This window comes from Roseibium sp., assembly GCF_965232425.1.
In the GTDB taxonomy this organism is placed as follows: Bacteria; Pseudomonadota; Alphaproteobacteria; order Rhizobiales; family Stappiaceae; genus Roseibium.
The window spans coordinates 3,603,518-3,615,795 of record NZ_OZ246971.1 but is presented as its reverse complement, the minus strand read 5'-3'; the positions used below and the strand labels follow the sequence as shown (position 1 = coordinate 3,615,795).

Genomic DNA, 12,278 nt, shown 5'->3' with positions numbered 1-12,278 from the left:
CGCTCGTCATTTCCATGGGTGATCCGTCCGGGATCGGCCCGGAAATCATCGTCAAGGCGTTTGCGAAGGGTGACGCGGACAACTGCGTTGTAACCGGGTGTCCCTTCATCCTGAAGGACGCTGCTAACGCGCTCGGTTCCGGGCTGCTTGTTCGCGAGATCGAAGCGCTCGAAACTGCCGCGCCCATGGAAGGTGTCATGGAGGTTCTGCGGACATCACCCGACGGCGCCTTTCCTGTCGGTGCGGTCTCGCCTGAAAGCGGACATGCCGCGTTCAGGGCGATCGAGGCGGGGATCATGCTCGCAAGATCCGGCCGGGCATCCGGCCTCGTGACGGCGCCGATCAACAAGCAGGCCCTGGCCGCTGCCGGTTTCGACTATCCGGGACATACCGAGATCCTGGCCGAACTGGGCGGAACCGGCCAGGCCGCCATGATGCTGGTGAATGATGATATCCGGACTGTCCTGGTCACGATCCACCTTAGTCTGCGCGATGCCATCGAAAGGGCGGATTTCACGGCCCAAATGACGGCGATCCGTTTGGCGAACCAGGCCTGCCGGGATCTCGGCATTGAACGGCCAAAAGTTGCCGTCGCGGGTCTGAACCCTCATGCGGGCGAAGGCGGGCTCTTTGGCCGCGAGGAGATCGACGTCATCGAACCTGCGATCAAGGCGGCACGGCACGAGGGCATCGACGCATCGGGCCCCTGGCCCGGCGACACTGTCTTCATGGCCGCACGCAAGGGTGAACACGATGTCGTTGTGGCGCAGTATCATGACCAGGGACTCATTCCGGTGAAATATCTCGGCGTGGAAAAGGGGGTAAACGTGACCCTGGGCTTGCCCTTCGTGCGCACCTCGCCTGATCATGGCACCGCATTCGACATTGCCGGCAAAGGCATCGCGGATGCGGGCAGCCTGGCCGTCGCCATTCACACTGCGCGGCAGCTGGCCGCCACACGCCAACACAACGAGGAGGCCGCCTGATGGGTCTGCGTTTCATTTTCATGCTCACCCGGAACGACCGCACGGTGGCGGAAGCCGCACAGCATCTTGAGACCGCTCTATCCCTGGGTGTCCGCCATATCGGCTTCAAGGATATCGGCTTGCCAATCGAAGAGCTGAAGGAGCTCAATTCAGCCATCAGGGCCAAGGGAGCGACGTCCTACCTGGAAGTGGTCAGCCTTGACCGCAACAGTGAAGTGGCCTCGGCGCAGGCCGCCGTCGAGATCGGCGTCGACATCCTGCTCGGCGGCACGCGGGTGGACGACGTTCTGCCGATCCTGCAAGGCACCGCGACCGAGTACTACCCGTTCCCCGGCGAGATCGTCGGACACCCGAGCATCCTGAAGGGAAGTCAGCAGGAGATCGTCGAAAGCGCCCGGGCAATGGCTGCACGCGAAGGTGTCCATGGCCTTGATCTGCTGGCCTACCGCTCCCCCCTGGACGACATTTCAGGTCTCATCGCCGCTGTCTGCAGGGCCGCGGAAAAGCCGGTGATTGTTGCCGGCTCGATTGCAGATCCGGAACGGATTGCATCCGTGAAAGAGGCCGGGGCCGCCGGCTTCACGATCGGAACGGCCGCCCTTGATGGCGACTACCCGAGTGAAGGCGACGGTCTGGAAGCCCAGCTTTCGGCAATCATTCGCGATGTTGCCGAATTGAACGGTCACCTGTCTCCCTTCGCCAAGAAAAATCTCGACCGTGCCTTCAGCAGTTTTGATGACCACTGGGCTCCGCGTATTGCCGGGCAGATCAACAACATGCTGATCAAGCTTGCAAAGTTCGAGGGCGACTTCACATGGCACTTCCATGAGAGGGAAGACGAGCTCTTTCTCGTCCATCGCGGGCGGCTTCTGATGCGTTTCCGTGACCGGGAGGAAATCATTCAGGAAGGAGAGTTCATCGTGGTGCCCCACGGTGTCGAACATTGCCCAGTCGCCCTGACGGAAACCTGCGAAGTCATTCTCCTGGAGCCCGCGACCACAATCAACACCGGCACCGCACGGGACGGCCGCCGCAAGGAGGATCTCGCGACGGTCTAGGCTTCTGGCCCTCGACCGCTCCCGCATCCGCACTAGATTTGTTATGAGGGGCCGAGGACCGAAACGGGGACAGCGACCGATGCTGCAGGAAAAACGTCACGATCTGGATGCCGAAAAGCGCAAGGAACTGGTGCAGCGGCTCGTTGTCGAGCTGAGCCGTCTGGGCGGCGATCTCTACTATCAGCCGACCAGCCAGATTGCGCTTCAGATCAGGCAGTATGTCGACGGCGACGCCAAACTCACTGCCGAGGAAAAGGCCCTGCTCGCCCCGCTCAGCCAGCGGGATATCGAAGTGCTCCTGAGCCTGCACTGACTGCGTATCAACAGAACAAGACAGCCAGCACCTGGGCACGCGACGCAGACTCTCCTCCGGCCCTTTTCAATCATTCACTTTTGCGTGCGATTGCAGATTTCGTATGGAAACCGTTTGGGACCGCGACTAGGGTCTGCAGAATTTTTCTGCCGGTTTGCAAACATGATTATCAAGCTAGACGGTTGGCGCATCGACTGCGACACGCGCCAGGCAATCAGGGAAGACGTCACTGTAACCTTGTCGCCGCGCGCGCTCAGGCTGCTGCTGGTCGTGGCGGAAGCAGAAGGGCGTGTTCTGCAGCGTGGCGATCTCCTGGATCGCATCTGGCCGGATGTCACCGTAAGCGACGAAAGCCTCTCGCAGGTCGTTTCGGAACTTCGCCGGAAGCTTCGCAACCGGGCGCTGATCGAGACGATCGCGAGAACCGGCTACCGCTTGACAAAACCCGTGATACGCCCCGTCGACAGCGGGGTCCCGGTCACGCGCACCGCAACGGACCGGGATTTCAGTCTGGAAGCGCACGCGCTTTGCCTTGAAGCCCGGAGTGAAATGGTTCGCTGCGGCGAAGGCTCCCTGGAACGTGCCGAACAGCTGACGGCGGAAGCGGTGGAAATAGCGCCCGATTGCCCGTCCGTGCGCGCGGAACGTTCGATCGCTCTTGCAAGATCTCACACATACTGGTCGGAAGGCAGGCACATTCTGAACGAGGCTTGTGCGGAGGCAGAACTGGCGGTTTCGCTCGATCCGCGCTCGGCGCTCGCACAGTCCGCTCTGGGATACGTGCATGCCCTCTTCGGACGCTGGGAGGCCGCCGAAAGAGGCCACGCGCTCGCGCTCTCCAGAAACCCGCGCGACCCGCTGATCCTGCACAACGCGGCCTGGTACCTCATGTCCTGCGGCAAGCGGCATGCTGCGATGTCCTATTTTGAACAGGTCGGAGACCTGGAGCCCCACAACATCAAGGGTTACCTGATCGCTGCGCAACTGTCGTCGGCCACCGATCCGGCACGATCGCGCCGCAACGCGGAACGCGCCCTGAAACGGGCGCGGGCGCGCATCGAAGAGGATCCGACAGACCCGCGTGCCCTGACGGCCGCAGCCGTCCTGATGGCGTTGCTGGGTGAACGGCAGGCCGCCTATGCCTCGATGGACGATATAGACGTGCGTGGAAGCAGCCAGGCGATCTATCACGCTTCCGCCATGGCCCTGATCGGGGAAACCGATGAGGCGATCCTGTTGCTGGAGGAGCTGTTCGACCACGGCTGGCGGGATGTGTTCTGGCTTGATGCCGATCCCGGGCTCACCGGGCTGCGGCAGGACCGGCGCTTCCGCCGCATGCGCCATGCCCTGGCAGCCGCCTAGGGTCAGGACTCATTAATCTGGTTGAATTGGTGCAGGAAACGGCGATGCGCTGCGAGGAAAAGCGCGACAAGCGGGCTTCCTAACGGCATTTCGCCATTTCGCATGCCATTTCAGCCTCATTTATGGGTCCTGACCCTCGAGCTTTCAGGTTTCTTTCACAAGTCCTTCAGGATCGAACCGGAGGCAGACGTTAGGAGAACGGCATTGAGCGCGCCACGGCGGCGCGACATCCAGAAAAGGATTGCGATATGCCACTTTCCATCAATACAGCGGCTCCGGATTTCAAGGCCCACACGACCGAGGGCATGATCCAGTTTCACGACTGGCTCGGCGACAGCTGGTGCGTCCTGTTTTCCCATCCCAAAGATTTCACCCCGGTATGCACGACCGAGATCGGTGCGGTCGCAAAGGTGAAGGACGAGTTCGACCGCCGCGGCGTGAAGCTCATCGGTCTTTCCGTTGATCCGGTTGCGGAACACCTGCGCTGGTCGGAAGACATTCACACCGTAACCGGTCAGAGCCCGAATTTTCCGATGATCGGTGACCCGGATCTTCGCATTGCCAAGCTGTTCAAGATGCTGCCGGACGATGCATCGGGCGACAGCAGTTCGCGCACCGCCATGGACAACGCGACGGCGCGGACCCTCTTCATCATCGGTCCGGACAAGAAGATCAAGCTGACGGTCTCCTATCCGATGACAACCGGCCGGAACTTCGATGAAGTGCTCCGCGTCATCGACAGTCTGCAACTCACCGCCAGGCACCAGCTCGCCACGCCGGCAAACTGGATGGCGGGCGAGAACGTCGTGATCGTTCCCTCCGTCAGTGACGACATTGCCAAGGAACGGTTCCCGGGTGGCTGGGAAAGCCCGGTTCCCTACCTGAGACTTGTTGAAATGCCGTCCTGACGCAGAACCGGAGAAACAAGATATGACACTGAAACTCACGCGCCGCGGCTTCGGCCTCATGGGCCTGTCGATGACCCTCTTGGCCCTGCCGGGCAGCGGGTTCGCCGCGACACCCGGCTTTGCCAACACGGGCCTGCTGGTCGAGCCGGAAGACGTTGCGGATCAGGAAGACCTTGTGCTGATCGACGTGCGCAAAGCCGAAGAATATGCCGCCGGGCACATACCCGGGGCGGTGCAATTGGATCCCGATGCCGTCGCGACCGGCCACAGTCCGGTCACGGGTGCGCTCCGGCAGGTCACTGAGATCGAGCAGCTTCTGGGCAGACTTGGTGTCACCGCTGCAAAACGTGTCGTCTTCTATGACGACCGGGGAGGCTTCCACGCCGCGCGCATGCTCTGGCTGCTTGAATATCTCGGACATCGCAACGTCGCCTTGCTGAACGGTGGACTTGCCGCCTGGCGCACCGCCGGGTTCCCCTTGTCGGCAGAAACCACGGCCAACCCGGAAACGGACTTCGCGGCAGCGCTCAGTCCCCGGCGCATCGCAACGGCGGATGACGTGCTGCAGCGGCGCTCGGATCCGGACAGCATCCTGATCGATGTACGCCCGCAAAAACTTTATGCGGAAGGCCATGTTCCCTGGGCGGTTAACATCCCCTGGGGCGGCAACCTCGATGCGGACAAACGGTTTCTGCCCGCCGGTGATCTGCAGGCGCATTTCGCAAGATTTGGCGTGACGGCTGAGCGGAAGATCATCATGCATTGCCAGACGGGCCTGGCCTCGTCCCACAGCTACGTTGCGCTTCGCCTTCTCGGTTTTCCGCGGCTTCAGGTCTATCACCGCTCCTGGGCAGAATGGGGAAGCGATCCCGACCTGCCGAAGGCAATCGGCTGACGGACTGATGACGCGGGCCTCGCTGGCCCGCGTCGGCTTGCGCATGTTTCCACCCAACCCAGTAATCCTTCCGGACACCCTCAAGCAGGGTCAGTTTTCGATAGCTCCCTCGCCGCAAGTCGCATTTTCAAGATTGTGCACATAGCTTTTTTTCGTATGATGCGACCATCGGAACAAGAAATAATTTTTCTTCATTTCGCCCGCGGAGCGGCAATACTACCCGGAAACTATTGGTCGGATCGATGGTGCGTATTTTTGCTCTACTCTTTTTACTTGTTCTTGCGTCAACCGCACACTCTCAGACCCCGCAGGAAAACCTGTCTGCTTCAGACCAGCACACATGCGCTGTTCCGGACATGCGCACGCATATCAGACCTGACCCGGACGGGGTGCCGACCGTTATAAAGACAGGTGTCCGAGTCATCGATATTCGTGAGATCAACGACGTCGACCAGACCATCACGATCGATCTGGCGATCCGCCGCACGTGGCAGGACGACCGGCTTGCGGCCCTGGAAGGCTGCAAACTGGAAATCGGATCCGTCTGGTTTCCGGAATTGGTTCTGCTGAACTCCGGGCGGCTCTTCGAGCGTTGGCCGGAGACGGTAACCATCGGTCCGAATGGCACGGTCACATACCTCCAGCGCATTTCCGGCACGCTCGCCAGCTATCACGCGCTGCGCGACTTCCCCTTCGATTCCCAGGCGATCGATCTGAGCTTCATTCTGCTGGATTATGAACCGGAGGAAGCCTTCATCGAACTCGATGCGGAATTTGTCGGGATCTATGATGTTCTCAACATTTCCGACTGGCGCATCAAGGGTGTGGCGGCGCAGATCGACAGCGGCTTCATCGCCGACGCATTCGACGAAACCCGGACGAAACTCGATCTAACGATCGAGGCCGAACGCATCCGCGCGTTCTATGTCTGGAAGATCATTCTGCCGATCTCGCTGATCGTCTTCATGTCATGGAGTGTCTTCTGGATCGACCCCGCACAATACGGCCCGCAGATCGGCCTCTCCGCAACCTCCATGCTGACGATCATCGCGTTCATCTTCGCGGCGACCAACATGCTGCCACCGCTCGGATACTTCACGCTCATGGACTTCTTCATCGGCGGCGCGACCATATTCGTCTTCCTGGCGCTGCTGGTCTCGCTGACGACGACATATCTGAACACGATCAAGTACCGCGAGGGCGCAAAGATTCTCGACATCGCGTGCCGCTTCGTTTTCCCGCTCGCCTATGTGGCCTTCAACTGGTTCGTGTTCCGCAGCGTATTATAGTCGCATGGGAGTGTTATTGCCTCCCCCACCACGTCCCGGCAAGCGGTGTTCCGCCGACGAAGGCCTGGGCGCCAAGCTCATCCTGAATGCGTAGGCATTCGTTCCATTTCACCATGCGTTCCGAACGCTGAAATGACCCGACCTTGAGCTGACCGCCGCCAAGACCGGTGGACAGGTGACTGATGCTCGTGTCCTCAGTTTCGCCCGAGCGGGCCGAGACGATCGCCCCCCAGCGGGCCGCTCTCGCAGCAACGAACGCATCGACGGCCTCGCTCACCGTCCCCGCCTGGTTGACCTTGATCAGCACCGCATTGCAGGCAGCGTCCTCGACGGCCTGCCCGACAAGCGAAGCGTTGGTCACAAGGTAGTCGTCGCCGATGATCTGCACACGGTCGCCGAACCGGCGCGTGAACTCGATCATGCCGGATGTGTCGTCCTCGCCCACCGGATCCTCGATCGAGGCAATCGGATAGGCGTCGAGCCAGCCGCCAAGCAGATCGATCAGGTCGGCGCTGTCCATCTCGCGCCCTTCCAGCGCAAGCCGGTACTTGCCCTTCCGGCCGAATTCCGAGGCCGCGATGTCGAGGGAGATCACCACACGTTCGCCGGGCCTCTCACCGGCTTTCTCGATGGCGGCCACGAGCGTTTCAAGCGCTTCCTCGTTGCTGTCGAACAGGGGCCACCAGCCGCCTTCATCGGCGACACCGGCCAGCTTGCCGCGTTCGGCCATGATGTCGCCGGCGGCAAAGTAGACTTCGCTGGTGATTTCCATGACCTCGTCAAAGCTGGACGCGCCGGGCACCATGATCATGAAATCCTGAATGTCGACACGGCGTCCAGCATGGGCGCCGCCGCCGAAGATCTGAATCTCGGGCAACGGAAGCGACGGCGTGCAGCCATATGTGTCGGCCACATGCCGCCAGAGCGCTTTGCCATTGCTGGCCGCTGCCGCATGCAGGACCGCGAGCGAGGTCGCCACGGCTGCGTTGCCACCCAGATCGGTCTTCAGCGGTGACGGGTCGAGGCTCACGATCGCGCGGTCCACCACCGGCTGGTCTGTTCCGTCCAGATCGGTCAAGGCGTCCGCAATCGGACCGTTCACGCTTTTGAGGGCCTTGCCGACGCCTTTGCCGCGCAATTGCTCGCCGCCGTCACGCAAATCGATCGCCTCACGGCTCCCGCGCGACGCGCCCGCCGGTGCAATTGCCCGTCCCCATGCGCCGTTTTCAAGGACGACGTCCACCTCTACCGTGGGATTGCCGCGGGAGTCCCACACACGTCTCCCGTTGATCGATCTGATCGCTGTCACTTCAAATGTCCTTAAATTCTTTGGCCAGTCTCGACGAGAAATGGTCCAGGTGATCAGAAGGGTTCTTGAGCAGGTCAATCGCCGTCTGGCGTATCTTCGCCTTCACCGGTTCACGGAGATATTCAACCGGGGATTTGCCGTCGACCCGCGCCAGCATCAGGGCAGGCACAAGGCGGCAGATGCGCGCTTCAAGATCGCCGGCCGGCTCCCAGCCGACATGCGGTTCGTAGCTCTTCCAGAACACGCCGACATCTTCAAGAAGCCGGCCGCGCGACCCCGGCAGATGCGCAGCTTTCAGAACCAGGTGGTTCAGACAGAAAGACGGATCGAAGCTCGCATCCCCCATGCTCGCGCATTCCGCATCCAGAAGGATCGGACGGCCGGCACGGAACAGGATGTTCTTCGGGCTGACATCGCCATGCACGAGCACCTGCCGATTGTCGTAAAGCATGTCGGCCAGCGCCCCGATTTGCTGCGCAAGTCCCGGGTGCAGGCCCGCGGTGTATTTCAGATAGGGGTCTATGCGCAGCGCATGGAAGTCATCGCTGTTCTGAAAGGGTGCGCGGTCAAATCGGGACCGGGCCGACACCGCGTGGATGCGGCCAACCGTGTCGGCGACACGCGCGGCCTCGCCCTGATCCGGCACCTCGTCCAAAAGCGCGGTTTTCCAGAGGTAGACATCGTCCCCGGCAAGATATTCCATGGCGAAACCGTGCTGGGTTTCAGATCGCCCGAACAACTGCACCGCACTTTCCGGCGACACGTCGGCGGCGACCTTCAGCCAGGCATACTCTGCCGCATTCCGGTGCACCGGCGCGAACCAGTCCGCGGACACCTTCAGCTTGGGCAAGGCGAACTTCGCGCAGATCTGCCGTTCCCCGACACGCAGCATGGCGATGTCCGACGCAACGCCGCCCGTTAACGGTACAACTTCCTCGACGTCGCCTGGCATTCCGAGCCCGAGCTCTGCCACCAGGGCACGGCATCGTTTGTCCAGCTCCGTCGCCACGATCGATTTCCTTGCAATGTTCACGTGAACAATTAGTATATATGGCAGAAACCTGTCAAGGCTGCCGCGCAGGTTTCGTCCAACCGAAAGAAAAATCAGGGTAGCTCCGTGTCCGGACGCATCACGATCAAATCCATCGCCAGGGATCTTGGCATCTCGCACATGACGGTGTCGCGGGCACTGTCCAACCACCCGAATGTGCAAAAAAGTACGCGCGAGATGATCGTGAAACGTGCCCGGGAACTCGGCTACGTCAAAAACGCCGCCGCGACGGCCATGCGCGGTGACGGAACGCGGATCGTGGGGCTCTTGCTGCCCAACATCGTGAACGACTTTTACGCCCGCTTCGCAAACGTGATGGCCGAGGTCTGCGCGGCGCAGTCCCTGCATCTGGTCATTCACCTGACCAATGACGACCTCGGCCTGGAACAACAGGCGCTCGAACGGCTGCGCGAACTCCAGGCGATGGCGGTCGTCATGGTTCCCTCACCAGGTGCGCCTGACGCCTCCCTTCCGGATATGACCCCCATGAGCATCATCGAGCTTGTCCGCCGACGGGAGGGCTCTGGTGCGCAGGCGACCGTCCTGGTGGACGATCATGACGCTCTGCGCGACGCGGTCCTGCATCTTGCAGACCATGGGCACCGCGGGATCGGATATATCGGTGCAAGCGGCGACCTGTCTTCGGGGCGCAACCGGCTGAACGCCTATCGGGAGGGGCTCAGACAGGCCGGGTTGCCCGAAGACCCGGCACTTGTTCACACGGATGCACCGTCATTCGGGATGGGGCGAAAAAGTGCGGAACACCTGCTGGCGGCAGGAAAGGCCACCGGTATCGTCTGCGGAGGTGTCGAGATTTCAAACGGCGCCTTGAGCGCGCTCATGCATCAGGGACTGAAGCCGGGGCGGGACTTCGCCTTTGTCGGCTATGGCGATCCCCACTGGTACGCCTGGGTGGCGCAAGGGATCATGGCGGTCCGGCTTCCGGTGGAAGACCTGGCGCGGGAAGTGGTTGCGCTTCTTGGCAACGAACCCGCGCAGGCCAAAGAGACCAGAAGCTTCAAGGCAACGCTTGTCATCCGGTAGCCTACACAGCGGGTTCGCGCCGCTCAGCACTGCGGCGCCGGCCACACCGCATGGAAGCCGCCATCTGGTTTCAGACCCTGATACCGGCCGCTCCAAGTGCTGCGAAGTCGGAAAACAGCAACAGCTGAATCATGTTTTTTCTGCAGGCCTGTCGCCTGTATCCCCGGCCGCCAGAGCGCGCTCCAGCAGATCTTGCAGCACCTTTTCTTCCTGCCTTGAAATCGGCGCGAGGATCTCTCCGATCGTTTCCGCGACCGCCTGCCGGAGTTCGTCGACCACCGCTTCCCCTTCCCCGGTGAGATGAACCAGGCTCACCCTGGCATCGTCCGGCGACGTCTTGCGGGCCACCAGGCCTTTCGTTTCCAGAGAGCGGATCGTGCGGGTCATCTGCGACTTGTCGCGCGCCACGCGGCGGGTCAGCTCGTTCAGTCTGGGACAGCCCATGTCGGCAAGCGTCAGCAGTACGATGCCACCGCCCGGACCGACCCGCTCCCGGTCGAAGTCGTGCGCCTTGGACTGAAGGCCGAAGTGAATCTTCCGCATGAAGCGGTCGACTAGAAGCGCAAGTTCGGTGTTTTGCATGGCCACGATATTGTTGACTTTATCCACTAAATCAGAATAGTGGATTAAGTCCACTAAATATCTCCGGACCGGCGATCGGGCCGACTCGGAAAAGGAGAGGTTCAATGACCGGCAATCATAGGCATGCACTCAGGGCCGCGGCAATCCTCTGGGTCATCTGGGGCCTCGTCCACATGTTCGCGGGTATCATGACCATCGGGCAGGAAACATCCGCGGCTGTCGCCGGAATTGCCGATGCGGTCGATCCTGCAATGCTGGCAAACGACTACCACGCAGCCGTCGGCGCGCTCATTAACCAGCACGGCTTCAACCTGCTCTGGATCGGGGCCTTTACGGTGGTGGGCGGTATCTTTGTCTGGCGCGGCTCGGTCACGGCGATCTTCATGACCGCGATTGTCGGCTGGGTCACCGATGTCGGCTATTTCGTATTCATGGATCTCGGCGGCTACGTGCACTTCGTGCCGGGGACGGTCATGACGATCGTATCCACCGCCGCCGTCGCACTGAGCCTGTGGGCCTACGCCACGGGCCTCCGCCAGCAAGGCCGCCAGGCGACATGAATTGCAACGGCCGCGGACGTTTCGGCGCTGACAGGGTCATCCGGGCGCATGCGCGCCCGGATGAGAAAGTCGGCTCAGGCCTTTTTGGCGCGGCGGCGGGCGGCGAAACCCATGGCACCGAGGCCGCCAAGCAGGAGAACACCACCGGCAGGCAGCGGCACCGGCGTCGCTTCGATATCGATGGTGAAGAGAACGGTATCGGACGTGATCAGGCCCGCATTGGTAACCCCGAACAGGGCTTCAAGCGCGGTGAAGCCGTTACCGCCCTGACCGTCGTCAATGTCGAGAAGACGCTGGATGACCCCGCCTTCAGCAACGCCGTCCTGAATATCCTGGCCGGGAAACGCCGCTCCCAGCAACTGGTTCACTTCGGTTCCGGCATCCCAGATGGAGCTTCCCGTGATCTCGATCGTTTGCTCGATCACGTTGCCCGCCGCATCGAAGATTTCGTAGGCGAACGGATTGTCATTACCGAAAAACGTATCATTCGACGGCACGAACATCGACAGGAAGGTCGCGTAGCGGTTCGTTGTCGGGTCCGCGACATCGATGGTCAGCGTGCCTGATTCCCCATCCTGGATCGGTCCGCCCGGACCGAAAATGAAGCCGCCCTGCGAATTGGGCTCAACCGCGAGGCGCTCACCCGCAATGAGGTTGGGGGGATTGGGTGGAACCGGCACTTCCGCAACCTGTTCGACGCCGGCGCTTGCCGCCGAACCTGCGTCGAACGCATCGAAGTTACCGGAATGAACACCCGTGTAGACAGGCGTCACCAGAAATCCGAACCCGTTGGAATTGTTGAAGGTAATGTCAATCGTGGCGGCCTGCGCCGACCCTGCCATGAGCAGGCCCATCACGCTTGCCCCAAGCAGCGTTTTCAGTGTCTTCATGTTGCCCTCCTGGTCAACCCGTTTGAAAGGC

General features: G+C 61.3%; 13 protein-coding genes. 9 read left to right on the top strand and 4 right to left on the bottom strand.

What is annotated here, in order from left to right:
• Positions 1-14 precede the first annotated feature (14 nt).
• From pdxA to ACO08A_RS16545, 7 genes are all read left to right on the top strand, one after another.
• Complete coding sequence (pdxA, locus tag ACO08A_RS16575; RefSeq protein ID WP_422041767.1) at positions 15-986, top strand: 4-hydroxythreonine-4-phosphate dehydrogenase PdxA; 972 nt, start codon at positions 15-17, stop codon at positions 984-986.
• A complete protein-coding gene (locus tag ACO08A_RS16570; protein WP_422037093.1) occupies positions 986-2,044 on the top strand; it encodes a cupin domain-containing protein in 1,059 nt (352 codons plus the stop codon). The genes pdxA and ACO08A_RS16570 overlap by 1 nt, the downstream gene beginning before the upstream one ends.
• 79 nt (positions 2,045-2,123) lie before the next feature.
• Positions 2,124-2,357 carry a hypothetical protein gene (locus tag ACO08A_RS16565; protein ID WP_420333771.1) on the top strand — a complete coding sequence of 78 codons (234 nt, stop codon included), beginning with the start codon at positions 2,124-2,126 and terminating at the stop codon, positions 2,355-2,357.
• A gap of 162 nt (positions 2,358-2,519) precedes the next feature.
• Entirely contained in the window at positions 2,520-3,719 is a 1,200-nt protein-coding gene (locus ACO08A_RS16560; RefSeq protein WP_422037092.1) for a winged helix-turn-helix domain-containing protein, read from the top strand.
• Between the two features lie 248 nt (positions 3,720-3,967).
• A complete protein-coding gene (locus ACO08A_RS16555) occupies positions 3,968-4,627 on the top strand; it encodes a peroxiredoxin (RefSeq protein ID WP_422037091.1) in 660 nt (219 codons plus the stop codon).
• A 22-nt stretch (positions 4,628-4,649) separates the two neighbouring features.
• Positions 4,650-5,522, top strand: a complete 873-nt coding sequence (locus ACO08A_RS16550; RefSeq protein ID WP_422037090.1) for a sulfurtransferase — start codon at positions 4,650-4,652, stop codon at positions 5,520-5,522.
• A gap of 356 nt (positions 5,523-5,878) precedes the next feature.
• A complete protein-coding gene (locus ACO08A_RS16545) occupies positions 5,879-6,811 on the top strand; it encodes a hypothetical protein (protein WP_422037089.1) in 933 nt (310 codons plus the stop codon).
• A 13-nt stretch (positions 6,812-6,824) separates the two neighbouring features.
• On the opposite strand, the gene eno is transcribed toward ACO08A_RS16545, so the two are convergent.
• A complete protein-coding gene (gene eno / locus ACO08A_RS16540) occupies positions 6,825-8,120 on the bottom strand; it encodes a phosphopyruvate hydratase (protein WP_422037088.1) in 1,296 nt (431 codons plus the stop codon).
• Position 8,121: 1 nt separating this feature from the next.
• On the bottom strand, positions 8,122-9,129 hold the full coding sequence (locus ACO08A_RS16535; protein WP_422037087.1) for a phosphotransferase family protein: 1,008 nt from the start codon (positions 9,127-9,129) through the stop codon (positions 8,122-8,124).
• Positions 9,130-9,237: 108 nt separating this feature from the next.
• Between ACO08A_RS16535 and ACO08A_RS16530 the strand changes: the two genes are divergently transcribed.
• The gene (locus ACO08A_RS16530; protein ID WP_422037086.1) at positions 9,238-10,215 is read left to right on the top strand and encodes a LacI family DNA-binding transcriptional regulator; all 978 of its coding nucleotides are present in this window, start codon (positions 9,238-9,240) and stop codon (positions 10,213-10,215) included.
• Positions 10,216-10,344: 129 nt separating this feature from the next.
• On the opposite strand, the gene ACO08A_RS16525 is transcribed toward ACO08A_RS16530, so the two are convergent.
• Positions 10,345-10,797 carry a MarR family winged helix-turn-helix transcriptional regulator gene (locus tag ACO08A_RS16525; RefSeq protein WP_422037085.1) on the bottom strand — a complete coding sequence of 151 codons (453 nt, stop codon included), beginning with the start codon at positions 10,795-10,797 and terminating at the stop codon, positions 10,345-10,347.
• A gap of 104 nt (positions 10,798-10,901) precedes the next feature.
• Here ACO08A_RS16525 and ACO08A_RS16520 point away from each other — a divergent pair, with 104 nt between their 5' ends.
• Positions 10,902-11,357: a hypothetical protein gene (locus ACO08A_RS16520; protein WP_422037084.1), complete on the top strand. Its 456-nt coding sequence runs from the start codon at positions 10,902-10,904 to the stop codon at positions 11,355-11,357.
• Positions 11,358-11,431: 74 nt separating this feature from the next.
• On the opposite strand, the gene ACO08A_RS16515 is transcribed toward ACO08A_RS16520, so the two are convergent.
• Positions 11,432-12,247, bottom strand: a complete 816-nt coding sequence (locus ACO08A_RS16515) for a spondin domain-containing protein (RefSeq protein WP_422037083.1) — start codon at positions 12,245-12,247, stop codon at positions 11,432-11,434.
• Positions 12,248-12,278 lie beyond the last annotated feature (31 nt).